Source organism: Microcoleus sp. PH2017_09_SFU_O_A, assembly GCF_020738625.1.
Classification (GTDB): Bacteria; Cyanobacteriota; Cyanobacteriia; order Cyanobacteriales; family Microcoleaceae; genus Microcoleus.
The window spans coordinates 15,472-37,171 of sequence record NZ_JAEQCF010000047.1 but is presented as its reverse complement, the minus strand read 5'-3'; the positions used below and the strand labels follow the sequence as shown (position 1 = coordinate 37,171).

32 protein-coding genes and 1 pseudogene are annotated in these 21,700 nt (G+C 44.1%); 15 read left to right on the top strand and 18 right to left on the bottom strand.

The annotated features are described in order from the left end of the window. Window positions 1-212: 212 nt before the first annotated feature. Entirely contained in the window at window positions 213-2,081 is a 1,869-nt protein-coding gene (locus JGK16_RS18165; protein ID WP_293191675.1) for a 3-oxoacyl-[acyl-carrier-protein] synthase III C-terminal domain-containing protein, read from the top strand. Then, on the top strand, window positions 2,081-3,007 hold the full coding sequence (locus tag JGK16_RS18160) for a hypothetical protein (RefSeq protein WP_293191673.1): 927 nt from the start codon (window positions 2,081-2,083) through the stop codon (window positions 3,005-3,007). Before JGK16_RS18165 ends, JGK16_RS18160 begins: the two co-directional genes overlap by 1 nt. Window positions 3,008-3,510: 503 nt before the next feature. Here JGK16_RS18160 and JGK16_RS18155 read toward each other — a convergent pair. Further along, window positions 3,511-3,648 (bottom strand): hypothetical protein, encoded by a 138-nt coding sequence (locus JGK16_RS18155; protein WP_293153881.1) that lies wholly within the window; start codon window positions 3,646-3,648, stop codon window positions 3,511-3,513. Between the two features lie 315 nt (window positions 3,649-3,963). Here JGK16_RS18155 and msrA point away from each other — a divergent pair, with 315 nt between their 5' ends. The 4 genes from msrA to JGK16_RS18135 all read left to right on the top strand — a co-directional run bounded on the left by msrA (window position 3,964) and on the right by JGK16_RS18135 (window position 6,397). Next, window positions 3,964-4,617 (top strand): peptide-methionine (S)-S-oxide reductase MsrA, encoded by a 654-nt coding sequence (gene msrA / locus JGK16_RS18150; RefSeq protein WP_293191671.1) that lies wholly within the window; start codon window positions 3,964-3,966, stop codon window positions 4,615-4,617. A 311-nt stretch (window positions 4,618-4,928) separates the two neighbouring features. Next, on the top strand, window positions 4,929-5,258 hold the full coding sequence (locus tag JGK16_RS18145; RefSeq protein WP_293191669.1) for a hypothetical protein: 330 nt from the start codon (window positions 4,929-4,931) through the stop codon (window positions 5,256-5,258). Between the two features lie 35 nt (window positions 5,259-5,293). Next, on the top strand, window positions 5,294-5,635 hold the full coding sequence (locus tag JGK16_RS18140; protein ID WP_293191667.1) for a YtxH domain-containing protein: 342 nt from the start codon (window positions 5,294-5,296) through the stop codon (window positions 5,633-5,635). 180 nt (window positions 5,636-5,815) lie between these two features. After that, window positions 5,816-6,397 carry a DUF948 domain-containing protein gene (locus JGK16_RS18135; RefSeq protein WP_293191665.1) on the top strand — a complete coding sequence of 194 codons (582 nt, stop codon included), beginning with the start codon at window positions 5,816-5,818 and terminating at the stop codon, window positions 6,395-6,397. 199 nt (window positions 6,398-6,596) lie between these two features. Here JGK16_RS18135 and JGK16_RS18130 read toward each other — a convergent pair whose 3' ends face one another. Continuing rightward, a complete protein-coding gene (locus tag JGK16_RS18130; protein WP_293191663.1) occupies window positions 6,597-7,097 on the bottom strand; it encodes a DNA-binding response regulator in 501 nt (166 codons plus the stop codon). Between the two features lie 496 nt (window positions 7,098-7,593). On the opposite strand from JGK16_RS18130, the gene JGK16_RS18125 reads away from it, so the two are divergent. From JGK16_RS18125 to JGK16_RS18115, 3 genes are all read left to right on the top strand, one after another. After that, on the top strand, window positions 7,594-8,943 hold the full coding sequence (locus JGK16_RS18125; protein WP_293191660.1) for a pre-peptidase C-terminal domain-containing protein: 1,350 nt from the start codon (window positions 7,594-7,596) through the stop codon (window positions 8,941-8,943). Between the two features lie 153 nt (window positions 8,944-9,096). Continuing rightward, on the top strand, window positions 9,097-9,531 hold the full coding sequence (locus JGK16_RS18120) for a hypothetical protein (protein ID WP_293191657.1): 435 nt from the start codon (window positions 9,097-9,099) through the stop codon (window positions 9,529-9,531). Continuing rightward, window positions 9,528-9,779 carry a hypothetical protein gene (locus tag JGK16_RS18115; protein WP_293191655.1) on the top strand — a complete coding sequence of 84 codons (252 nt, stop codon included), beginning with the start codon at window positions 9,528-9,530 and terminating at the stop codon, window positions 9,777-9,779. The genes JGK16_RS18120 and JGK16_RS18115 overlap by 4 nt, the downstream gene beginning before the upstream one ends. On the opposite strand, the gene JGK16_RS32770 is transcribed toward JGK16_RS18115, so the two are convergent. The 3 genes from JGK16_RS32770 to JGK16_RS18105 are packed head-to-tail and all read right to left on the bottom strand — an operon-like array spanning window position 9,710 to window position 10,306. Next, window positions 9,710-9,928 (bottom strand): PIN domain-containing protein, encoded by a 219-nt coding sequence (locus JGK16_RS32770; RefSeq protein WP_325315378.1) that lies wholly within the window; start codon window positions 9,926-9,928, stop codon window positions 9,710-9,712. The two genes, JGK16_RS18115 and JGK16_RS32770, sit on opposite strands and share 70 nt — an antisense overlap. After that, window positions 9,900-10,109 carry a hypothetical protein gene (locus JGK16_RS18110; protein WP_293191653.1) on the bottom strand — a complete coding sequence of 70 codons (210 nt, stop codon included), beginning with the start codon at window positions 10,107-10,109 and terminating at the stop codon, window positions 9,900-9,902. The genes JGK16_RS32770 and JGK16_RS18110 overlap by 29 nt, the downstream gene beginning before the upstream one ends. Continuing rightward, the gene (locus JGK16_RS18105; RefSeq protein ID WP_293181865.1) at window positions 10,106-10,306 is read right to left on the bottom strand and encodes a type II toxin-antitoxin system VapB family antitoxin; all 201 of its coding nucleotides are present in this window, start codon (window positions 10,304-10,306) and stop codon (window positions 10,106-10,108) included. Before JGK16_RS18105 ends, JGK16_RS18110 begins: the two co-directional genes overlap by 4 nt. An 82-nt stretch (window positions 10,307-10,388) precedes the next feature. Between JGK16_RS18105 and JGK16_RS18100 the strand changes: the two genes are divergently transcribed. Continuing rightward, window positions 10,389-10,553: a hypothetical protein gene (locus tag JGK16_RS18100; protein WP_293181863.1), complete on the top strand. Its 165-nt coding sequence runs from the start codon at window positions 10,389-10,391 to the stop codon at window positions 10,551-10,553. Here JGK16_RS18100 and JGK16_RS18095 read toward each other — a convergent pair. From JGK16_RS18095 to argB, 10 genes and pseudogenes are all read right to left on the bottom strand, one after another. Beyond that, on the bottom strand, window positions 10,521-10,784 hold the full coding sequence (locus JGK16_RS18095) for a DUF4926 domain-containing protein (protein ID WP_293181861.1): 264 nt from the start codon (window positions 10,782-10,784) through the stop codon (window positions 10,521-10,523). The two genes, JGK16_RS18100 and JGK16_RS18095, sit on opposite strands and share 33 nt — an antisense overlap. Beyond that, entirely contained in the window at window positions 10,768-11,112 is a 345-nt protein-coding gene (locus tag JGK16_RS18090) for a DUF6883 domain-containing protein (protein WP_293181858.1), read from the bottom strand. The genes JGK16_RS18095 and JGK16_RS18090 overlap by 17 nt, the downstream gene beginning before the upstream one ends. A gap of 153 nt (window positions 11,113-11,265) precedes the next feature. Then, window positions 11,266-11,610, bottom strand: a complete 345-nt coding sequence (locus JGK16_RS18085; protein WP_293191651.1) for a DUF5615 family PIN-like protein — start codon at window positions 11,608-11,610, stop codon at window positions 11,266-11,268. After that, window positions 11,607-11,900 (bottom strand): DUF433 domain-containing protein, encoded by a 294-nt coding sequence (locus JGK16_RS18080; protein ID WP_096828231.1) that lies wholly within the window; start codon window positions 11,898-11,900, stop codon window positions 11,607-11,609. The genes JGK16_RS18085 and JGK16_RS18080 overlap by 4 nt, the downstream gene beginning before the upstream one ends. Window positions 11,901-12,103: 203 nt before the next feature. After that, entirely contained in the window at window positions 12,104-12,478 is a 375-nt protein-coding gene (locus tag JGK16_RS18075; protein WP_293191646.1) for a hypothetical protein, read from the bottom strand. Window positions 12,479-12,496: 18 nt separating this feature from the next. Next, window positions 12,497-12,861 (bottom strand): annotated as a pseudogene (locus JGK16_RS18070) (papain fold toxin domain-containing protein). A 43-nt stretch (window positions 12,862-12,904) separates the two neighbouring features. After that, complete coding sequence (locus JGK16_RS18065) at window positions 12,905-13,180, bottom strand: hypothetical protein (protein WP_293191644.1); 276 nt, start codon at window positions 13,178-13,180, stop codon at window positions 12,905-12,907. A gap of 120 nt (window positions 13,181-13,300) precedes the next feature. Beyond that, the gene (locus JGK16_RS18060; protein WP_293181846.1) at window positions 13,301-13,741 is read right to left on the bottom strand and encodes a hypothetical protein; all 441 of its coding nucleotides are present in this window, start codon (window positions 13,739-13,741) and stop codon (window positions 13,301-13,303) included. Between the two features lies 1 nt (window position 13,742). Continuing rightward, entirely contained in the window at window positions 13,743-14,222 is a 480-nt protein-coding gene (locus JGK16_RS18055) for a hypothetical protein (RefSeq protein ID WP_293181844.1), read from the bottom strand. 142 nt (window positions 14,223-14,364) lie between these two features. Further along, complete coding sequence (gene argB / locus JGK16_RS18050) at window positions 14,365-15,264, bottom strand: acetylglutamate kinase (protein ID WP_293181842.1); 900 nt, start codon at window positions 15,262-15,264, stop codon at window positions 14,365-14,367. A gap of 287 nt (window positions 15,265-15,551) precedes the next feature. On the opposite strand from argB, the gene JGK16_RS18045 reads away from it, so the two are divergent. Continuing rightward, complete coding sequence (locus JGK16_RS18045; protein WP_293181840.1) at window positions 15,552-16,343, top strand: HAD family hydrolase; 792 nt, start codon at window positions 15,552-15,554, stop codon at window positions 16,341-16,343. A 522-nt stretch (window positions 16,344-16,865) separates the two neighbouring features. Here the strand turns inward: JGK16_RS18045 and mreD are convergent. The 3 genes from mreD to JGK16_RS18030 all read right to left on the bottom strand — a co-directional run bounded on the left by mreD (window position 16,866) and on the right by JGK16_RS18030 (window position 19,330). Next, complete coding sequence (gene mreD, locus JGK16_RS18040) at window positions 16,866-17,432, bottom strand: rod shape-determining protein MreD (RefSeq protein ID WP_293181838.1); 567 nt, start codon at window positions 17,430-17,432, stop codon at window positions 16,866-16,868. Continuing rightward, entirely contained in the window at window positions 17,429-18,235 is an 807-nt protein-coding gene (gene mreC, locus JGK16_RS18035) for a rod shape-determining protein MreC (RefSeq protein WP_293181836.1), read from the bottom strand. The genes mreD and mreC overlap by 4 nt, the downstream gene beginning before the upstream one ends. Window positions 18,236-18,322: 87 nt before the next feature. Then, window positions 18,323-19,330 (bottom strand): rod shape-determining protein, encoded by a 1,008-nt coding sequence (locus tag JGK16_RS18030; RefSeq protein ID WP_293181959.1) that lies wholly within the window; start codon window positions 19,328-19,330, stop codon window positions 18,323-18,325. Window positions 19,331-19,660: 330 nt separating this feature from the next. Between JGK16_RS18030 and JGK16_RS18025 the strand changes: the two genes are divergently transcribed. From JGK16_RS18025 to JGK16_RS18010, 4 genes are all read left to right on the top strand, one after another. Next, window positions 19,661-20,020 carry a single-stranded DNA-binding protein gene (locus JGK16_RS18025; RefSeq protein ID WP_293181834.1) on the top strand — a complete coding sequence of 120 codons (360 nt, stop codon included), beginning with the start codon at window positions 19,661-19,663 and terminating at the stop codon, window positions 20,018-20,020. A gap of 48 nt (window positions 20,021-20,068) precedes the next feature. Next, on the top strand, window positions 20,069-20,590 hold the full coding sequence (locus JGK16_RS18020; protein WP_293181957.1) for a tetratricopeptide repeat protein: 522 nt from the start codon (window positions 20,069-20,071) through the stop codon (window positions 20,588-20,590). 92 nt (window positions 20,591-20,682) lie between these two features. Beyond that, window positions 20,683-21,288 (top strand): hypothetical protein, encoded by a 606-nt coding sequence (locus JGK16_RS18015; RefSeq protein WP_293181832.1) that lies wholly within the window; start codon window positions 20,683-20,685, stop codon window positions 21,286-21,288. Window positions 21,289-21,503: 215 nt separating this feature from the next. Then, window positions 21,504-21,662: a hypothetical protein gene (locus tag JGK16_RS18010; RefSeq protein WP_293181830.1), complete on the top strand. Its 159-nt coding sequence runs from the start codon at window positions 21,504-21,506 to the stop codon at window positions 21,660-21,662. Window positions 21,663-21,700: the final 38 nt, after the last annotated feature.

Below are 21,700 nucleotides of genomic sequence, written 5' to 3'. Positions count from 1 at the left end.
TGACAGTTGACAGTTGACAGTTGACAGTTTGAGAGCGGCCTCTACCCTTAAGTCCGAGGATTGGAGTAATGAATAGTCTGATTTTAATTTCTCCCGATCGGGCGGGCTTTCAACCAATTCTTTCTGGTTAAATTGATTTACACTCACTTACTTACTTACTTACTTAACAAACAACGAACTCGACTAAATTAGTATTTTGAGAGGTTTAGGGTATGCACAGCGCTTATATCAATCGGATTGGGAAATTTTTGCCGGGAGAAGCGATTAATAATGATGAGATGGAGGAGTATCTAGGCAAAATTGCCGATCGCCCTTCGAGAGTCAGACAGCGCATTCTCAACAGTAACGGGATTAAACTGCGCTATTACGCGATCGACAAACAGCAGCAAACACTCTATTCTAACAGCCAAATGGCAGCGTTTGCTGTCCGGGATGCGATCGCCCAGGCAAATTTGGAACCAGGGGCGATCGACTTATTAGCCTGCGCCACCACTTTACCAGACTTATTAGTACCAGGATTTGCCAGCACAGTACATGGGGAACTTTCCGAACTATCTCCCCTAGAAATAGTTTCAACTCAAGGAGTTTGCTGCGCCGGAATTACCGCCTTAAATTACGTCGCATCTCAACTCGAACTCGGCAAAAAACAAACAGCCATCGCTGTAGCCTCCGAATTTCCCTCGCGCCTGTTCAAAAACAGCAAATTTGAAGTAGAAACATCAGTCCAAGCCGGAAAACCCCTACCTTTCGATACAGAATTTCTGCGTTGGATGCTATCCGACGGCGCCGGAGCATTTTTGCTCCAAAACCATCCGAATGCCTCAGGAATTAGCTTAAAAATAGAATGGATTGAATTGATTTCCCACGCCAACGCCTATCCAGTTTGTATGTATTCAGGATTAGCAAACGAAACATCAACCAAAAGCTGGTTAGATTATTCATCCTACCTCGATGCAGCCACAGCCGGAGCCTTTGACTTGCGGCAAAATATTCGCTTGCTAGACAATGTAATGAAATTAGGCGTTGAAGGTTGGCTGGGCTTGATTAAATCAGGGAGAGTTTGTCCGCAGGAAATTGACTGGCTGCTGTGCCACTATTCCTCTCACTTTTTCCGGGGACAAATTGTCGAACTTTTGGAACAAGCAGGCTGCATGATTCCCGAAGAAAAATGGTTTACTAACTTGTACTCGCGGGGAAATACAGGCTGCGCCTCGATTTATTTAATGTTAGAGGAATTGTTCAATTCGGACAAATTAAAGCCCGGACAAAAAATATTTTGTTTTGTTCCGGAAAGCGGTCGCTTTACTACGGCATACATGATGTTAACTGCTGTGGAAAGCACCAATAAACCTATGATTTCTCAAATGTCTAAATCTGCTGATTTTCCCGAAGCTTCCCCTCTCGAAAGTGTTAAACCGGAAATGCTTTACTCTCCGCAAGCTTATTTGTTGCGGGAGTTAGCCTGGATTTGGCTGAGATTCGATCGCGAAATTCGTTCCGTTCCCATTGTCCGCAAATTGTACCGGGGAGAGTTTACAATAGAAGACTATCAAGCTTTGCTGTGCAATCTCCGCCCGCAAGTTGTGGAGGGAGCTCGCTGGATTGCTCGGGCTGCATCTAACATGACTGACTTTCGTTTGCGATCGACTTTTATCGGCCACGCCCAAGACGAACACCGCGACTATCAAATGTTAGAACGGAATTATGTTTCTGTCGGCGGCGAGTTGTCAAAAATTGTGGAATATGATAAGAATATTGGCAGCGAAGCACTGTCAGCTTTTATCTTCCACCAAGCATCGCGGGAAAATCCGGTTGATTTAATTGGCAGTATGTTTATCATCGAAGGATTGGGAAATCGGTTGGCGGGAAAGTGGGCAAAACAAATCAAAGAAACTCTCGGTTTGCAAGACGAACAAGTATCGTTTTTAGCTTATCACGGAGCTAATGACGAGTCGCATTTAGCCAAATTAGAAAATTTGATTAATGCCGAATGGATGACAGAGGACATCGCCCGTCGTATTGTCAAAACCGCCCGCGTCACTGCTCGTTTATATCTATTGCAATTGGAGGAAATCCGCTAATGCAAAAGCTGCAAAAACAAGATATCAAAACTCTTCCCGACGAGCAGAAAGTCCCTTACGCTACCAAACCGTACAACCGCCGAGATCCGAATGTTTGGGATGTCCTGTTTTGCGATCGGTCAATTCCCGTCGATTTAGTTGCAAAAGCATATATGATGCGGGATTTGCAAAACTGGACTCGCAATTATTTGCTCATCCCGATCAAAATAATTGCTAACTTGTTGCTAGCGGTAATTATGATCGCAAAGCGTTTGTTGCCCTTTCAATTTCGCGCTTACACTTTAATGCACAAATCGGCTGCATTTTTCCTAAATAACTTTGTCTCGCCCGAAGCTTGTTATTTAATTGTGCGGCACATCAGCATCGGTTCCAACATTATCAACTTCTTAATTGATAACGGCCCGGACACCCAGATTGAAAAGTCAAAACTTTATCCGCGCACAGTTAGCGATTTAGCTGAGAATGCCTTTCTCGAACACGACTTAATTTTGTATAACTTTGTCTGGGATTACAACCAGGCCATACTGACAAATCCCAACTGGTTGCAGCTTGTCCAAAAACGCGGAATTAATTATGATAGCATTCAACCTGTAACAGTTGCAATAGATTTTGAAAGGCCGAGGTGGCTGAGGATTTTGGATTTAGAATCTGCGATCGAATTGTTTAAAGTATTTTATTCTCTCTGTTTGACTAGCGACGAATTTGCGCGAGCGGTAATGTCGCTTCAATTAGATGAAAACTTCGGAGTGTACGTGAGCCAGATTACCGGAAATCACGACTGGAATCATGTAATTGTCAACCGCCATCCGCTAGCACCAAACAGTCCGTTTAATGCAGCGCGCGACTTGTTTTTGCACGGAATAATTTCGGAATATCTCTATCGGTATTTGGAATTGCGAAAAGAGATGAGCCATGTTGAAAATTAGGGTGCGTCAGCTCTCGAATAAAAAAAATCAAATAGGTTCGTAGTGAGACTTCAGTCCGCATAATTTCAAGAGAACTCAATTTCTCACTACAAAAAAATTTACTAAGGATAATTGAGTGATATAGCCTTTCTCAAAAAGATGAGGTATAACTGGCAGATCGTATAACCACTTAGACTAAGAGGGCTAAAGCCCAACAACGTACCTCATCTTTCTGAGAACCGCTATATGATATAATACCATTTATAAAAAATGTGGCAACTATAAAATTGTTGGCCGGAGTGAAACGGAGGGTTGTTTAGTTCACCTAATGTGTAAGGTGCGTCGCCCCACCGATTTTTACTCTTTTTTAGAGATTGTCGAGGGATCCACACCCTACATATACTCTTGCATTAATTTGGCAAATTGGTATAATTTGATTTGCTGAATCATCGAAAACCTCTAAGCTGAGCCACCCAACAAGTTGCCAAACATTCTTGATTTTAAGATAAAATCAATAAAAAATCTCAAGCCAGTGCTAGCTGTGGTTGTTCTGCTAATTTCGAGAAATCATGATAGATCACAATCCACTTGCCTGTAATCGGATCGCGGTAAGTAATAAACGGATTAGATTTTAAAGGCTTATTGCAAGGTTTAGCTGCCATTTCTACACACTCCAAATAAATTTTATTGAATAATTCTACAACGCCATACTTTTAATGATCGCCTGTTTTGCAGAATATCCGGGTGATTGTTGCCTCAACAACAGGTGATATTTCAGGCATTTTGTGGTGACAGATAGCACTATGTAGTGTGATTGAAAAATTCATTTATAGTGAGCGGTATCACAAAAAAACTCCGAAAAACAATTCTGCCTCGTGCCTTTTATCGTCTATCTTCAAAAGGCCGACTATTTTCCGCAAAAATCTGATATTATTAAGTAAGGTAAAGACGTTTATCAGAGATCTCCTCACAAACTTATGGCGCTATTTGGATTTGGCAAAAAGTCGAGTCTGCCGTCTCCCCAAGACGCATTGCCGGGGCGGGCAGAGTTGATGCCGGTACCGGCAACTCACTTTGTTAATGGCAATCCCCTCAAGCCTCCGTTTCCAAACGGCATGGAAACTGCCATGTTTGGCCTGGGCTGTTTTTGGGGCGCGGAACGCAAATTTTGGCAGGAAAAAGGTGTTTTTTCGACTGCGGTTGGCTACGCTGCGGGGATTACTCCGAATCCTACTTACAATGAAGTTTGCAGCGGGATGACGGGACATAATGAAGTTGTTTTGGTTGTGTTCGATCCGAAAGTAATTAGTTACGAAACGCTGCTAAAGGTTTTTTGGGAAAGCCACAATCCGACTCAGGGAATGCGGCAGGGTAATGATTCGGGTACTCAATATCGATCGGGCATTTACACGTATTCAGCCAGCCAAAAGCAGCTAGCTGAGGCTTCGCGGGATGCTTACCAGACAGCTTTGACGCCTGCTGGTTACGGTAAGATTACGACTGAAATTATTGATGCTCCTGAGTTTTATTACGCGGAAAGCTATCACCAGCAGTATCTTGCTAAAAACCCGAACGGTTATTGCGGTTTGGGCGGTACTAAGGTTTGTTTGCCGGCGATGTCTCAGGCTTGAGGTTTTATCCCGATTGATGGGGACACAATCATGTTCGTTGGTGTCAATTTAAGATAAGACGTAGTGCAGATTTGCTGTCTGACGATTAAGGCCTGATCCCCCCTAGCCCCCCTTAAGAAGGGGGGGACAGGAAGTTATCAAAGTCCCCCTTATTAAGGGGGATTTAGGGGGATCTTGCCTCAGATAAAAGCGAGATTTCTCAGGCTTCAGACTTGATTTGACACTAATGAACACTGCTGTGTCGCTACAACATAGGGCTATAATTTCGCCACAAACAGCGGAATATGTTAATAATTGAAAATAGGTAAGAAATGCTGACGGCTGTTGTAATTATCAATTTAATGATATCTGTGATCGGTTTTTATATAGCTGCGAGAGTGTGGAAAATCAGACGGACGATCGCACGTTTTGAAGTTCGGATCGCAGCAATCGAGCGCTGTAGCAGCAATGTCCTCGCAAAATCGCCGAATTTCTTGGCTAAAAGGCAGCAAGGTGCTCACCAATTACGGCGCGATTATCAACAACTGGAATCGCAACTGCAACAGGTTCAGCAACTTTTGGGATTGCTGGGTTTGGGGCGGATGCTTTGGCTCAGGCGCGATTCCCTACGGGATAGCTTCGCTTCACGACCTTTGAGGTAAGGTATCCTAAAGTTGTATGGAGAGAAGTTATAAAAATGTCAAGTAAACGTTCGGGATTATTTATTGGCGGTCTGTTGGTGGGTTCGGCGATCGGGGCCGTGACGGGCTTGCTGATGGCACCGCGAACGGGCAAGGAGACGCGGCAGATATTGAAAAAATCGGCCGATGCTTTGCCGGAGTTGGCGGAGGATTTATCGACTAGCGTCCAATTGCAAGCCGATCGACTTTCGGAAACTGCACTGCGAAATTGGGACGAAACTTTGGTTAGACTCAAGGAGGCGATCGCCGCGGGTTTAGAAGCGACTCAGCGCGAACGTCAAACGCTGTCGGAAACTGAAGTCGAAGTGACTCCCCCGTCGCGCCCTCCCGCCCGCTAACTCGACCACTTTCAGCCATTATTCATTGCTGTTTGGGACGGGCAAGATGCCCATCCCACAAGAATATTCAGCCTTCGGGACGGGCAAGATGCCCATCCCACAAGAATTTCATGACACATTGACTGTAAAATTAAATCCACAGCAGCCTATGAATTCCCAAACCCCAAATCCGAGATTCAAGTGAGCGATCCCTTATTTTGGCTAGGACTTTCGATTTTGCTAGTGGCGGTTAGCTTAACTGCTGTTTTAGTGACTCTGATACCTGCGGTGCAAGCATTGACGCGGGCGGCGCGCAGCGTGGAAAAGCTCGCTGACACGCTTTCGCGCGAGTTTCCGCCGACTTTGGAGGCGATTCGGTTGACGGGGCTGGAAATTAGCGAGTTGACGGATGATGTCAGCGATGGGGTGCAAAGTGCGGGGGAGGTTGTCAAGCAGGTCGATCGCAGTATTGGTAGCGCGAAGAAGCAGGCGCAAAATGTGCAGGTGACAACTCGCAGCGTGGTGACGGGGATTAAGGCTGCTTGGAAAACTTTAACTCGGAAGCCGCCGATTTCTGGGACAAATCGCCGATCGACAGATAGATTGTCGCAGAGTCAAAGAAGTGCGATTTCGCTGAGGGATTCGGGTTTGGATGACAGGTATTCTGGGGGTTACGCTGCGGGTGCGGGTAATGGCGAATCGCCACGGTTGAGGAATGGCGAGGGTTCTGGTTTGCCGGCGGATGCTGAAGATTTTGAGCAAGTGCGATCGGGCGATTCTTGATGTTTTGGATAGTAGATCAAGGAAGCCTCGGCGGTTGAAACCGCGCGTATATCAAGGAAGCCTCGACGGTTGAAACCGCGCGTAGATTGAGGAAGCCTTGGCGGTTGAAACCGCGGCTATACAAACGATGTCCGCCTCCGCGGACTAAGAGAAGAGAGGGTTGATTTGTGGGATTTGTTTGGGTTGGGCGATCGCACATCTAACCGTTTTTATCTAAGTCTTCTTTTTTTGGAGTTTCTGAAGTTGAAGGGAATTCTAGTCGAATGTTGATATCTATTGATACTGTACTTTCTTTAAAACCTATATTAACTATTTTTACCAATGCTTCTGTTGGCAAAGAATTATTCATTTTAAATTCAGCAGAAGACAGAGTTTTAAATCCTGCTTCCTGTAGCCGATCGCAAACATTTCTCCAATTTCCCACTGGTTCGTTCGGTAAATCTGCGAGTTTTTTAACATATTGGTATAAAGTCTTACACAGATAAACCTCTGCACTTTTGGGAGTCTGAAACATTTTTTTAGCTATTTCGGCGGGACTGCAACCGGAAAGTAGTCCTCGGAGGTAGAGTTTTTCGGTTTCTGTGAGTCCCCGGCGCGATCGGGGAGAGATTTGCCGTTTAGCTTCTGCGAAAGCTTCGTAAAGCCTTTCTAAGTCCCAGTTTTGGGCTGCTTCGGCAAATAAGTCTTCTTTTTGTGCCATTTTCAGATTTTATGATATTTAGCTAACGCTAGCATAACCGAAATTGCTAACGTTTGTTAGTTGTATGCTAGCTTTACTTACTGTATTGTTATATACATCAGGCATAGTTGAGTTTGTTGAAGCGGTGAGACGCCGAGTAGGAATACTCAGATTCAACAATGGGCGCGATCGCTGCAACGAACCTCAAAGCTACTATCTGCGAACGTCAGACGGCGCTGGATAAAGTTTTGTAACAAAAAACCAGTATTTTGCATAAAACTTGGGGACTGAGCCTGATAGATAAATAGAGCTTGAGAAGTACCGCTACTGTTGCGGTTCGTCGGGGCTTAGGGTGCATTAGGGCGATCATCGACGGTCTTGCTTTTGAGTATACCTACTCGGAGTCTTGACTGAGCGGGCGATCGGCTGCCACACAAATTCTTTACTTAATCAAAAGAAACACAAGACAAGTTTATTTCTTTTATTTACTTGTCTTCTATCAACATGAGGAGTGAAAATGGCAGACTTTTTTGGCAATGATTTTGCTCAAGCTTTGTTGGGTAGTGAAAGTGCGGATAATATTTTTGGAATTGGTGGTAATGATACGATTACTGGTCTCGGTGGTAATGATGCCTTGTTTGGGGGCAGTGGTATGGATCTGCTTAATGGCAACCAAGGTGATGATAATATCTCCGGCGGCAAAAATGATGACTTGATTCTTGGTGGTATAGGTAACGATTTCCTGCGAGGTGATTTCGATCAAGATATCATCAGAGGGGAAGATGGAAACGACATTTTGTTTGGCGGAAGAGGCAACGATCAGCTTTTTGGCGATGATGGAAATGATACTCTATCTGGCGATCGGGGTGTTGACACCCTAACAGGTGGGACAGGATTTGACGTATTTGTTCTCGTAGAAAACGGGGAAGGCCCAGACATTCTCACTGATTACAATGACGCTGATGATTCAATACAACTGCCAAGAGGTCTAACATTTAATAACCTGCAAATTCAAGGAAGTGGTGCTAATCAGACTGTCATCAGTATTGCTAGCACTGGTGAGCGTTTAGTAATACTAAATAGTGTTTCACCTTCCGAACTTTCAAGTATTGATTTTATTTCAGATACGTCATCGCCAACAGCACCACCACCGACAAATACAAGAGATCCTGGCAATTCTCCTGGCGATGCTCTCAACATTGGGGGACTGAGTGGCACTCGTACTTTTAATGAATTTGTGGGCAATACAGATCCGAAAGATTATTATCGTTTCGATGTGGCTAGTCCTATTAATTTAAGCTTGTACTTAGACGGTTTAGGTGCGGATGCAGACATTCGTTTGTATCAAGACTCTAACAATAATGGTGTGATTGATTCAAATGAATCCGTCACTAATAGCACTAACAGCGGTACTTCCTCGGAATCCATCAGTCGTAACTTAGGTATCGGTAATTACTTTGTTCTTGTCGAACAAGGTGGCTCTGGTAATAACACTGATTATACCCTTAAACTTGTTAACGAAACGAGCGAAACAGCAAACCTTGGCGTTCTGAGTGGGACTCGCACCTTTAATGAATTTGTAGGCAGGAATGATCCTAAAGATTACTATCGCTTTAGCCTTAACAGTCCCAGAACGTTTACACTCAGCTTGAATGGTTTAGGTGCGGATGCAGACATTCGTTTGTATCAAGACTCTAACAATAATGGTGTGATTGATTCAAATGAATCCACCATCACTAATAGCACTAACAGCGGTACTTCCTCGGAATCCATCAGTCGTAACTTAGGTATCGGTAATTACTTTGTTCTTGTCGAACAAGGTTCAGTAGACAGTAACACTAATTACAATCTGACTTTATCTGCATAGCCTAGGCAAGTAAATAGTTCAAAAGTCAAGCCTCTGTTTTAGGATTAGTGAGAAATACGATCGCCCTTTATTCAAAAAGCGCGATCGCTCCTATTCCTCTCCCTTGCAAATCCATCAAAGTCCGTGTCAACCACATCTAATGAGAGTCTAAAAATGTCCAAAAACACTGCAAAACTTACGATTTTAGGAGCTACATTTTCCATTCTGGCAACTCTAATGTCAGTACCTCTTGCTGCTTTAGCAAACAACTGGGCTGGCCCAGAAAGAAGAGGGTCTTGTTTCATTCCCAGAGCTGAATTTAGCTTTGAATGCAAGTTTGGCCCCTATAACTCAGATAAACAGATTGGTGGTTTCTATGTCAATCCAGAGCAGACTGCTGGCTACACTGGCCCTATGCCATTTCGGTATAGGGTAAACGGTGGCAATTGGCAAGAGAGTGTGCTTATTATGGGTCGAACTGGTAGTAATTACATCAATTTTGGCAATGGAGTGTCTAGTTTCGAGTTCCTATTTCCCCGTTCTGTGCGTACTCCTTTAGGAACGGGAGAAAGCACCATCAATTTTACTATGAATTATGACCTAGATTGATAGCTCTCTGGAATATTTTCATTCCAATAGCCTCTTTTTTCCAAGCGATCGCCCTTTTCCCCCAAATAACCAAAAGGGCGATCGCCTTTCCCATGTCGAATCCCAAAGTGCGATCGCCTTTATTTTCCGAAAGTGCGATCGGCATCTTTAAGTTAAGATATAAACTGAGAAATCACCCTCATAGTAATACGACAGGAATGTGCGATCGGAAATTCTCAAAATCTTTATCAGTAGTCAAAATGCTGTAGCCGCGACGATGAGCAACAGCACATAGCAGAAAATCAGTATTTGAACCCTGAACACCATTACTGCGACAGGTATTGAAAAACTCTGCGGCTAACTCATAATCTTCAGTTGTTAGCTCTAAATCAGGAAAAGCACGAAGATACTCTTGCAACCCTTGTAAACTGTTCCTTGTAGCGTACCCCAGAAAGCACCTCCTGACGAATAGCCCCCAGTAAAACAACTCGTCCATCTCCAATCAAATCTTGTAAGACTTTAACGATCGCGATCGCATCATTTGTTGTGTTGCGCCGCAATGCCAGCGACCAAACGGAACTATCAACAAGAACATTCATGTTGTTTGTCGCTGTTCCTTGTAGTTATAATTTTCATCGTATTCAATAGTACCAAACAATTCTAATATTTTTAATTGTTTGCGACGTTGGATGTACTCGCGTAAAGCCGCTTCGATTAATGTAGTAGGTGTTGGATGGTTACTCAAATCAAGGGCTTCTTGAAGAAGAGTTTTGTCAATTTCGAGCGTAGTTACCATGTATTTTCCTCGTGCAAGTAGGGTATGACGCAATTGCCACCGAACAATGCTGTAATTTTAGTGTAGCACTGAAACTCCATCAATGGGCGACAGATACACGGGAGTGAATGACCCTAAAGATGAATCTTTAGCTTGCGTCACTCAGTTTGTCGGCATCTATGAAGACTCGTCAAAGTGCGATCGCCCTTATCGAACTTCTATTCCCCTCACATTCCTAAGCAACTGCAAGTTCATATTGCAGAACTAAAATTTCATCTGCCTTCAAAATAGCCATAGCATATTCAATCCCTTGACTATCAGCAAACTCCACTAAATACTGACATTCCCGAACCGTATCATACACTTCGACAATAGTTCCCACAAGTCCTACTGGCAAACTAGAAACAGATTCGTATTCCGGTTCCACTAGCGTTAATCGCGTATTTGAAACCGGCTTGAGAATCGCCACAGAATCCAAAAGTCTAAAGTTTTTTATCATGGTTTAAAAAAGCTGAAATCAAACGAGGGTTAGAATTAGTCAGAGTAATTTCCCAGATTGTCCGAAGCTCAATCCCCGCTGTATCGGGTACAGTCCAATCAACTTTAAACTGTTGCCCAAAATCAGTAGTATTTTCTTGGACAACTTCACCTTCAATGGCTGCTTTTTGAATAAGCTCTTGCAAAACTTCTGCATTATTAGCCGTGATTCCCAAAACCGATGCAAAGACTCTGGCTTTGTGCTTTCCGCGAGAATGCTCTGGATTTAAGCAGTAGCCGACTAGCTTTTGCAGAGAAACTTCAGCCCGATCGCCATTGGGTAGTTTCATTATAACTCCTGCTCACCCCCTAATTATTTTCAATTTTTATTGTAAGGTATATGCTTTGTCGCTGTGCGATCGCCCTTATTGTCCGAAAGTGCGATCGCCTTTCCCATGCCGAATCCCAAAGGGCGATCGCTCATTTTTCAATAGACGCTCAATTTACACATATAAAAGCTGATTGGCGATTTCATCAGCCGTCAACGTATTTAATAGAATAGCAACCCGTTGGACAATCTCATAGGCGTTCTTTTGAGGAGTCACAATAATTCCAGAATGTTCCCATCCTTCTGTCATATATTCTAGGTGTAATCGCTCAAAATCCACACGATTGTGAGTGAGCAAACATCGATCGACAGATGCAGCATAAGCCAATTGTTGATTATCCAATTGACTCAACATTCCCTGTTCGCTCGTTGTCGTCACATCAAAACCCCTAGCCCGCAGCAAAGTCGCTACCAGCCTAGAAACATCTTCATCTGTATGAATAGTTGCAAATAGTTTCACGGTTTTTTCATGGCAGCTTTCACAGCAGGATGAATCAATTCTTCGGGAATTCGATTGCGCTCAATATAAGTATTTATTTCTTCCTGGTTATCCAAATAAAAGCTCAGTGCGTCAAAAATTTGAGCTAATTTCAGATGAGGTAAGTGCATCGGGATTTCTTCAGGAGTAATACCCAAACGCCACAATTCCACGATCGCACGAACAGAAGTTCTCGTTCCTGCAATTATTGGTTCCCCTTGTAAGATTTCAGGGTGACGTGCGACATAACGCGAAGCAGATTGTGTAGTCATGGGAGATTAACCGGACACATCGATCTTGATTATAACTTACCCTAAAACTCGTTTTTGTTGATTACACTTTAACATAACTTAAAAGAAGCGAATTTAGCTTGTCTAAGTCAGGCAAGTCGGCATCTATAAAAACTCGTCAAAGCTCGATCGCCCTTATTGTCCGAAAGTGCGATCGCCCTTTCCCATCCCTCTCAATATCCGACTCAACCATTTACACCTACAACACTCAACTCATCAGACATTTCGCAATTATTTGTTGCATCATCTTTTGGTAACTGTTCACTATTCAAGAATTCTTCAAATAAATCAAAAAAGCGCTTCAGAGCATCTGATTCATCCTCAGAATAAAAAAGAATAATCCGACTCCAAGATTGAGTGTCTGCTTGGTTAAATCGATTCTCTATCCATTCTTGAAACTCTTCAAACTTTGTTTCTTGTTCTGTTATAGGAATACCAAGTTGACGGCGGGCAAAGGTATAACCGTCCAAAAAAACATGAAGATGACTAAGCGATCGCTTCCCCAAGTATAAAGACGATCTTTGCTTGATTTTTCCTAGCAAATCATACAAATCTAACATTGTTTCATCTCCTTTCAGCTAAAATTCAATTTCCGCAATTTCAAATTGACCGCCCAGCTCGATCGCCAAACAATAAAAATTTCCCAACCACTCTTGTTTAGAAATTCCTTGATTGTGGATATTATCAAAAATTAATTCCTCCCCATTAATTTGAACTGCAATCGCTTCATGCCTTCCATTCGTAGCAATATTTTGTCTGAGGTCATCATGGTAATATTACCATATTTCCCCTTAGCACTGCCAGTGTAAATTTTGACTTTTTTTCCAGAAATACCCCTTTGAATTAAAAACTCTTGGATGCTTAAAGCGCAAGTATTACATTCAAACAGCTTAAATTTACTAGCTATTTCTGAAATTTGTTGTCGTAATTCATCATCGATCATGTTTAATTATTTGACCATCTCTTGGTACCATCCTAACTCCGCTTTACCATAAATAGTTATCCGTAGAGTCATAGCTACCTTGATAAGTGCTGTAGATGCGGTAGCCAGGGAATACTAAAGCAATGCCAATTGGACTATGAATAGTCCCCGGATAGCTTTCTTCGGGCTCGCTACCCCCAATCCGAATTCTGATCACACCCAGCCAAATGTAGAGCCCTGGAATTAAAGTATCTAAACTGTAGGCGATCGCCCGCATTTGAAGATCGGGGGGATTAATCGGTTTTAAATACTGTGGCTTTTCAGGTTGAGAAATGGACATGGCACTGATTCCTGTGCGGTATGGTGGAAAAGCGGTCTTGTTGAGGATATTTTAACATAACTTAACTTTTACTTTTTTATTGTTAAGCTTATTTTAGTATTTTATCACGATCGCCCTTTCCTAATTTACCGCACGTTTGAGAATTTGACCGATAATTCCGTACCTGTCGCCAACCAATCCATCGAGTTCATGTTCAATATCTTCTAACCAGCCAAGCTTACTCGTCCACTTACCATTCGCTAATTGTCTAGCTGCATGAGTTGGAATACCGATCGAATTAACATATATCGCTATTTTCTGATATCCAATTTCTAATCCATCGCCTTTACAAATTTCATATCCCAGCGTTTGATAAGCCTGAATATACGCTTCTAGAGTCTCCTCTTGCGGCACACCGTCAGGCCAATAAAATTGCTCTTCAGGTATCGGTTGCCACCAACGATCGTCTTCCCCAGCAGCCCATGCAAAGCAGTTATATTCTTGAGATTTCGGACTGGTAACTTGATAATCCGTGCCAGACAAATTCGGCCACTTAAATTCAAATTCTGGTATTCTATACATTCTATTCAATCGCGTAGCCTTGATTTCTACCCCACTCTATCCAAGCTGAAGCCATCTGTTTTATCCTTCCCCTTTGTTCTGGTTTAATCGGATTTTCACCCGTAATTGCACCCAAAGCCGACAACCAGTAAACAGGATTTTTTTTCAATTCTGATAGCAACAGCGGTAGGATTTGAGTTCCCATACTAATAATTTCCTGATAGGCAGGATGCTGAGACATTTGGGCAGTTGAAGACAGTCCAGCAACATCTTCCTCCCAATCCGAGGCTAGTGCATAAAATTTCTCAACTATCTCAGGGGAGATTTCAGCATTTTTGTTGAGAATATTTTGAGCGGTATTTTGTGAAGAAACTTCTTCCTGTGCGAGTAAGTTTTCTATGCCTATTAAAACTAACTCTTCTATCGAGACATTTAAGTTGTTCGCGACTTGTTGTAATTTTAGTAGGCGTTCATCTGAAAGGGCGATCGCGATCGTGTTCATCTGACTTACAAACTAGCATGATGCCTTAAGTATAGCAAGTCAATTACTCACCTTTTATGCGATTTGACTATTGGTTGCTACAGTTTTGAAAAAAGGACGATCGCACTTATTGTCCGAAAGTGCGATCGCCCTTCAATACATTTTACTTCGTCCCACCGTATCCCGAAGCAACAATCATCGACCCAATACCCGAATCGCTGAAAATTTCTTGCAGCAAAGCGTGTTCCAGGCGACCATCAATAATATGAGCAGCCTTAACGCCCTGAGCTAAACTCCGCACGCAACAATTAACCTTCGGAATCATCCCCCCAGAAACAATCCCAGACTCAATTAACTGTCGGGCCTCTTGAATATCTAACTTCACAATCAAACTGTCTGGGTTGTGATAATCCTCCAAAATTCCCGCAGTATCAGTCATCAGAATTAACTTTTCTGCTCCCAAACCAGCCGCAATCTCTCCAGCCACCGTGTCAGCATTAATATTGTAAGATTGACCGTTTTCGTCCGCAGCCACACTCGACACCACCGGAATATATCCGCTGTTGACCAAAGACTCCAAAATCTGGATTTTTACGCCGCTGACTTCGCCCACAAACCCAATCCCCTCCCGGCCATCTGGACGAGCTTGAATCAGATTGCCATCAATGCCGCACAACCCTACTGCCTTGCCACCAGCTTGGTTAATTAACGAAACAATTTCCTTATTCACCTTCCCCACCAAAACCATCTCCACGACTTCCATCGTCGCGGCATCAGTCACCCTCAAACCATCCTTAAATTGCGGCTCAATGCCCAGCTTTTCCAGCCAAATATTAATTTCCGGGCCTCCACCGTGAACCACCACCGGACGCATCCCCACGCAGGATAGCAGCACAATATCTCGGATTACCTTTTCTTTGAGACGGCCATCCTTCATTGCCGCGCCGCCGTATTTGACCACAATCGTGCGGCCGGCAAACTGTTGAATGTAAGGCAGTGCTTCTGAAAGCACCTGAACCCGATTGGTTTCTACGTTCCGCGCAAAATCGCTGTGTTTGAGCATATGAGGACAAATGGCTAAAAACTTAAGTCTAAAGTTTAATGTCTCCAGCTATCATCAACAAATGCAAAAAGAATGAAGAAGTCATTAGTCAGTAGTCATTAGTCATTAGTCAGCAGGCAGATTAATGCCCCATTCCATGCCCGATCGCCCGTTGGCGCAGCCCTCGAAGAGGATCCCGAATTTAAATAGGTTTTCTTAATAATCTAAGTTTAATCTTTCTATTCTAACTTATACAATTCTTGCTAAAGTAAATAAATGTATCGCTACCCAGATTTACTTAACCTTTTATGTTAACTGCTGTCACACCGGACTCCGAAAACCTTCAGTACAAGCTACCATCAGACGCTGACTCGTCCCCCCGGATGACCGTATTTTGCGATTTAGACGGGCCTATTGTCGATGTGTCCGATCGCTATTACACAACCTATCAACAGGGATTAAGCGACACCCAAGCAGCCTACGCGGCCCAGGGAATCAACCTCAAACTCCAAATTCTCAGCAAACAGCAGTTTTGGCAAATGAAGCAAAACCGAGTGCCCGATGCTGAAATAGCCAAAAGTTCCGGCTTGTCGGGAGAAGAAATTCACATTTTTCTCGGATGCGTGAGTCGGATTGTCAATCAGCCAGACTTGTTGCACTTAGATCGCATCCAGCCAGGAGTACAATGGGCGATCGCACTTCTGCATTCTCGCGGCGTGCGGCTGATTTTAGTCACCTTGCGGCCGAGAAATCAAGCCGTTCAACTCTTGCAAAATTACGGTTTAGCCAGATTGTTTACCAGCATTCGCGGCACTCAGATGCCGGATGCTGCATATCACAACTATACAGCCTTAAAAACTGAATTGTTGGCTGAAGTTGCAGAAGAATTTGAGTCATCCCTGAACTCGGCTTGGATGATCGGAGATACCGAAGCAGATATCCTCGCAGGACAAGCATTGGGAATACCTACAATTGCCGTTACCTGCGGCATTCGCAGCCGCTATCAACTGCAAAAGCACCAGCCGAATTTCATTCTTAGCGACTTGATTATTGCCGTTCATCACTTATTAGGTTCAGCACCACAAGTGATAGTAGACTGACTACAGTCTTGGACGCATTCCGAATTTTATAAACCGGGTTTTTTACCGAATCAGTGGGCTGATTAGAAGTATTTTCGTAAAAAACCCGGTTTCTCGCTACCCGTGTGTAAGCCCCAATTAAGCTAACTAATAGACCTCTTGCATAAGTCTTCGATCGATCCTTCAACCGCAGATTTCAGACAGATAAACACAGATAAACGCAGATAATTTCAGGGTGTTTTCCGATTTTTGCAAGAGGTCTAATGAAAACTGCCAACTGTTAACTGTCAACTGTCAACTGAGAGAGAGAGAGGGCGGGCACGCTGACGGGTGTAGTTTTTTGGTAAAAGCCTTATCCCATAAGAGTTTGAGATTTTAAGAGGCAAAAGCCCAAAACCTTTGCACTGTCTAGATTTGCTGGGTTTTGCCAGGGGAAAACCTACACCTGTCAGGGGCGGGAACGGGGGGCACCGCCCCTACCAACTGTCAACTGTCAACTGTCAACTGTCAACTGTCAACTGTCAACTGTCAACTGTCAACTGACTAAGATTTTTCTAATTTCTTTGTCATTTCCCACAAGCGATTGAGGGGAAAATAAATCACCGGAGCCCAAAGACTGCTGAGAATAGCAGAACACAAAGCCACACGCTGGTGATAACTCCAAATGTCCAGTAAAGCCCGATCGCCCATAGCGAAAAATTGCAGGCCCATCACCGTTTCCGCCACCACCGCCATCCCAAACACAATTAAGGCGATCGGAATCGGATCTCTCTCAACAATATCAGCCGGAATCGACCAGCTTTTCTGCAAAACAACAGTTAAGACACCGACAACAACTAGACTTACAGCATGGGTGGGATGAGGAGCAGTCATCGCATCTTGAAGAAACCCCAAAGCCATACCCATGCTAGCAGCTCCCAAAACTGTACGCTTCCGCTTAATACTCCAAGCTACCAACCAAATTAACAGCCAATTCGGGCTAATTCCCAACAATTCCATTCCCGGCATCCGGGTGGGCAATATCAATATGCACAGCATCACAGAAACAAATGTAACGCCGAAGTTGAGAAATTGGCGCAATCGCGAAGACATCCGAGGTAAACGCTTCATTGCTGCTTTGCTCCCCCTGACGGTGCAGAAGATTCACCCTGCGAAGCCTTGAGTTCGGCTTGCTTATCGTGGGGGTAAACTACCCCCCATTCCAGAGAATTCATCGGTGCAGAAAACTCAACAATAGCTTCCGGGGCCGGAGTTTTATTCAGATCCACCGAAACCACTTTTCCCACCGGCAAACCAGCAGGAAATAACTGGCTGAAAGAAGAAGTTGAAACCACATCCCCAGGCTTGACATTGGGAACATTATCAAAAAACTCCATCACAGCCTGATTTCCGCCTTTACCGTGCATAAAACCCATGTTGCGACTGCGGGTAATTCCCACACCCAATTTACTTGTAGGGTCGCTAGCTAACAGCACCAAGCTAGTATTAGGAGTAACGCTGACAACCCGACCTACTAAACCGCCCGGGCCCATCACAGTAAAATCTGTTTTGATACCATCATTACTGCCGCGCCCCAAAGTTACTTGCTGCCACCAGTGGTCAGCACTGCGGCCGACAATAGGAGCGACAATCCCTTTAGATTTCTTAGCAGACACGTAACCTACAAGCTCTTTTAGCTTCTGATTTTGAGTTTCTAATTCTAATACCTGTGCTTGCAATTCTTGAGTGCGCGCCGAGATGAGCTGCTCTTGACCAGAACCGTTGGCGTGAAACGGACGAGTCACCCAATTGTAAACTTCAAATAGTGCAGCACCTTGTGTTTGTCGAACTCCCCAAGCGGCTGTTACAGCTAAACCTAAAAGAGCAATTTGTAGACGCAGATCCCACCACCTGCGGAGTGTGTTTTTTAGCATAATCTCACTAATCTAAAATTGTTATGTCAGGATTTTAGATTTTAGATGGCAGCCCTAGTTCTAAATCCAAAATCCCAAATTTGTTAACTACATATTGCGTGACGACTGCCCGCTGAAAACCCGTTCCAACTGTTTGTTTTCCAAGACCCTACCGGTTCCCAAAACTACGCAGCACAGAGGATCTGCTGCCACGTGAGTGACAATTCCTGTTTCGTGACTGATCAGAGTATCTAAACCTTTCATCAGCGCCCCACCACCGGCCAGCATAATTCCTCTGTCAATAATATCTGCTGCTAATTCCGGGGGAGTGCGTTCCAAAGTACGCTTGACGGCTTCCACGATTACTGAAAGAGGTTCCGACATACTTTCGCGAATTTCTGGGCCTTTGATCGTAACAGTTCGTGGCAAACCGGAGAGCAAGTGCAACCCACGCACTTCCATCATCACGTCGTCATCCTGTGGAGTTGGATATGCTGAACCAACCTGAATTTTAATTTCTTCAGCAGTACGTTCGCCGATCACCAAATTGTGAACTTTTTTCATGTATTGGACGATCGCCTCATTGAGTTCATCGCCCGCCACCCGGACTGACTCACTGATCACCGTACCTTGCAAACTCAAAACCGCAACTTCCGTCGTACCCCCACCGATATCTATAATCATATTGCCAGTCGCCTCAGCCACAGGCAGTCCAGCCCCGATCGCCGCAGCGATAGGTTCATCAATTAACCGTACTTCTCTAGCACCAGCTTGAGTAGCCGCCTCAATGACAGCCCGCCTCTCGACTCCAGTGACACCGCTGGGGATGCCAATAATGATCCGCGGCGAAACTAAGCTTTTGCCTTCGTGAACCCTGCGGATAAAAGTCTTGAGCATGAGTTCGGCAGTATCGAAGTCGGCGATTACCCCGTCACGCAGCGGGCGCAGTGCTATGACGTTCCCAGGCGTGCGCCCGAGCATTTTTTTAGCATCTTCTCCAACCGCCAGCGGTATTTTTAAGTCTTGATCGATCGCCACTACGGACGGTTCTTGCAGAACAATACCTTTGCCGGATACATAAACGAGCGTGTTAGCAGTACCGAGGTCGATACCCATATCTCTAGATAAGGAAAATCGATTGAGAAGACCCACTGATTTGTACCCCCCCAAAACTAAAATACTAATGTGTGCAATAATGTTGTTACAAAAGTGTAACCGAGGTGGATTCTATTACGTTTTTCATCCTGAGTCTAGTCAGAAATGTACATTGTCGAGCATATGTTGAATTCAGGCTCGCCAATCATCCACAATAAATATGTTCTGGTAAGTGGGTGTAAAATCAGGATGAAGCCCTGATTCGCGCTGTTCCAAGTTAATTTTGGAGGATCTCGCCGTTCAGGGAGATTTTAACTACATCACCAATCGAGCACATTCCCGAAAAAATTTATGAGTCTTAATGTTGTGACTTTGGTCGGCCGCGTCGGTGGCGACCCGGACGTGAAGTATTTTGAGTCTGGTACAGTTAAGTGCAAGTTGACGCTAGCAGTGAGGAGGCGATCGACCAAGACCGACGAACCAGACTGGTTTACCCTCGAAATCTGGGGAAAAACAGCCCAAATTGCTGCTGACTACGTTCGCAAAGGTGCTCAAATAGGGGTAACAGGCTCTTTGAAGTTCGATCGCTGGCAAGATCGGAGCACCGGAGCAAATCGATCGATGCCTGTCATCAGAGTAGACCAGTTAGACTTACTGGGTTCCAAGCGTGACAACGAGTCCGGTATGTCGTCAAACAACAGCGAATTCTAGGGTTTGGGGAATTTGGTAAAATAATATTTGTCAATTGGGTGGGCGCTGGTGACTTCAGAAAAGTTAGAAATAGTTGAAACTGAGTACCAAGCTGGTCGAGTAGCTTTTGAGAGCGGCCGCTACGGTCAAGCTATCCAAAGTTTAGAAACAGCGACAGGTTTGGTCGATCGCACTTCCCGACTAGGTGGCGAGGTGCAGATGTGGCTGGTGACAGCCTACGAAGCCTCTGGCGACACAGAAAGGGCGATCGAGCTTTGCCGCAAACTCACCCGCCATCCCCGCCAAGAAACCCGCCAACAAGCAAAGCGCCTGCTATTCATTCTCGAAGCCCCCAAACTCAGTATCCCTGACGAATGGACAGTAAAAATTCCCGATTTAGCAGCTTTGGATGAGAATAAATCAATCAATTTTCAAGCCAATCCGAACGCTGATATCAAGTACGCCAAACCCAAGCCAGTTGTAGCCGAACCTGTAGATTTGAGTCAAGTTAATACGAAAGATAACAGGTTTATCTGGGTGGCGTTAATTGCGATAGTTTTGATTTTAGGTGGCTTATTTATCAATTATTAATCATTTGATTTGTGAAGGCGAGCTGCGCGACTTCTTTAAGAGGTTGGGGAGCTAACACAAAAACGTTTTACGTTATTCAGATAAGTTAAGCAATGCCTTTTAGCAGTTATAAAAGCATCAGCGCCGTCGCCAAGGAATTCCAGATTAATTACCTGCGGGATAACTTCATTGTCGAAACAGAATTTGCAGTCAGCGACATTTTTCGGAATGAATTAGAACTGATTTTCAATGAGGGAGTATTTGACAACTCGGAAATCGCCATTTGTGAAAATATCATTTATCCTGTTTTGAAAGAAGTTTGGAAAATTTATCGCAGTAATTTCCTCCTCTGGAGTCACCAAACCTTAGTCTACAATGAAAATTTGTCAGGGATTCCAGATTATATATTGGCAAAGCGCTCCAGCCTTGGGACAGTAGTTTTTGATAAGCCCTATTTCATCTTAGTTGAAGCCAAGAAAGAGAGCGCCTTTGATGAAGGATGGGGGCAGTGTTTAGCAGCAACGATCGCTGTGCAGCGACTGAACAATGAACCAGAACAAACTATCTTTGGGATTGTTTCTAATGGGGCAATGTGGCAATTTGGCAAGCTCAAATTAGAAATGTTTACTCAAAATAAAGTTTTCTATACAATTCAGGACTTAGAGCGACTGTTTGCAGCGGTTAACTATGTTTTTCAACAGTGCGAATTACAATTATAGAGGAATGAACTTCGGCTTGACGCGCGGGTATCGAGAAACCTGGTTTTTATCTAATACTTCGCTGTAGCCGACAGATTCGCGAAAAACCCAATTTCTAAGTTTTGACGCGTGGATGTCCAGAAACCAGAATTTTCTGACAATACTTCGCTGTAGCCGGTAGATTCGCGAAAAACCCGGTTTCTAAGTTTTTGCAAGGAACAACTGCTACTTTCGCAATGCTTGGACAGTTGTTAGCAAAGCAGGGATATTTTGACCAAGCTTTCAATTATTTACAGCAATCTTTGGAGATTTTACAGCATTTGCGATCGCCCGACGTGGAGACAGTGAACGAAATTATTGCTAGAGTTCAGCAGATGGCTGGAGATCGATCGTAAGTTTGCGCGCGCGATTTAGAAACCCGGTTTCTCGCGAA

Coding starts and splice junctions, on each gene's coding strand:
- JGK16_RS18165 (WP_293191675.1), top strand. CDS start 213: ATGCACAGCGCTTATATCAATCGGATTGGGAAATTTTTGCCGGGAGAA.
- JGK16_RS18160 (WP_293191673.1), top strand. CDS start 2,081: ATGCAAAAGCTGCAAAAACAAGATATCAAAACTCTTCCCGACGAGCAG.
- JGK16_RS18155 (WP_293153881.1), bottom strand. CDS start 3,648: ATGGCAGCTAAACCTTGCAATAAGCCTTTAAAATCTAATCCGTTTATT.
- msrA (WP_293191671.1), top strand. CDS start 3,964: ATGGCGCTATTTGGATTTGGCAAAAAGTCGAGTCTGCCGTCTCCCCAA.
- JGK16_RS18145 (WP_293191669.1), top strand. CDS start 4,929: ATGCTGACGGCTGTTGTAATTATCAATTTAATGATATCTGTGATCGGT.
- JGK16_RS18140 (WP_293191667.1), top strand. CDS start 5,294: ATGTCAAGTAAACGTTCGGGATTATTTATTGGCGGTCTGTTGGTGGGT.
- JGK16_RS18130 (WP_293191663.1), bottom strand. CDS start 7,097: ATGGCACAAAAAGAAGACTTATTTGCCGAAGCAGCCCAAAACTGGGAC.
- JGK16_RS18125 (WP_293191660.1), top strand. CDS start 7,594: ATGGCAGACTTTTTTGGCAATGATTTTGCTCAAGCTTTGTTGGGTAGT.
- JGK16_RS18120 (WP_293191657.1), top strand. CDS start 9,097: ATGTCCAAAAACACTGCAAAACTTACGATTTTAGGAGCTACATTTTCC.
- JGK16_RS18110 (WP_293191653.1), bottom strand. CDS start 10,109: ATGAATGTTCTTGTTGATAGTTCCGTTTGGTCGCTGGCATTGCGGCGC.
- JGK16_RS18105 (WP_293181865.1), bottom strand. CDS start 10,306: ATGGTAACTACGCTCGAAATTGACAAAACTCTTCTTCAAGAAGCCCTT.
- JGK16_RS18100 (WP_293181863.1), top strand. CDS start 10,389: ATGGGCGACAGATACACGGGAGTGAATGACCCTAAAGATGAATCTTTA.
- JGK16_RS18095 (WP_293181861.1), bottom strand. CDS start 10,784: ATGATAAAAAACTTTAGACTTTTGGATTCTGTGGCGATTCTCAAGCCG.
- JGK16_RS18090 (WP_293181858.1), bottom strand. CDS start 11,112: ATGAAACTACCCAATGGCGATCGGGCTGAAGTTTCTCTGCAAAAGCTA.
- JGK16_RS18080 (WP_096828231.1), bottom strand. CDS start 11,900: ATGACTACACAATCTGCTTCGCGTTATGTCGCACGTCACCCTGAAATC.
- JGK16_RS18075 (WP_293191646.1), bottom strand. CDS start 12,478: ATGTTAGATTTGTATGATTTGCTAGGAAAAATCAAGCAAAGATCGTCT.
- JGK16_RS18065 (WP_293191644.1), bottom strand. CDS start 13,180: ATGTCCATTTCTCAACCTGAAAAGCCACAGTATTTAAAACCGATTAAT.
- JGK16_RS18060 (WP_293181846.1), bottom strand. CDS start 13,741: ATGTATAGAATACCAGAATTTGAATTTAAGTGGCCGAATTTGTCTGGC.
- JGK16_RS18055 (WP_293181844.1), bottom strand. CDS start 14,222: ATGAACACGATCGCGATCGCCCTTTCAGATGAACGCCTACTAAAATTA.
- argB (WP_293181842.1), bottom strand. CDS start 15,264: ATGCTCAAACACAGCGATTTTGCGCGGAACGTAGAAACCAATCGGGTT.
- JGK16_RS18045 (WP_293181840.1), top strand. CDS start 15,552: ATGTTAACTGCTGTCACACCGGACTCCGAAAACCTTCAGTACAAGCTA.
- mreD (WP_293181838.1), bottom strand. CDS start 17,432: ATGAAGCGTTTACCTCGGATGTCTTCGCGATTGCGCCAATTTCTCAAC.
- mreC (WP_293181836.1), bottom strand. CDS start 18,235: ATGCTAAAAAACACACTCCGCAGGTGGTGGGATCTGCGTCTACAAATT.
- JGK16_RS18030 (WP_293181959.1), bottom strand. CDS start 19,330: ATGGGTATCGACCTCGGTACTGCTAACACGCTCGTTTATGTATCCGGC.
- JGK16_RS18025 (WP_293181834.1), top strand. CDS start 19,661: ATGAGTCTTAATGTTGTGACTTTGGTCGGCCGCGTCGGTGGCGACCCG.
- JGK16_RS18015 (WP_293181832.1), top strand. CDS start 20,683: ATGCCTTTTAGCAGTTATAAAAGCATCAGCGCCGTCGCCAAGGAATTC.
- JGK16_RS18010 (WP_293181830.1), top strand. CDS start 21,504: ATGCTTGGACAGTTGTTAGCAAAGCAGGGATATTTTGACCAAGCTTTC.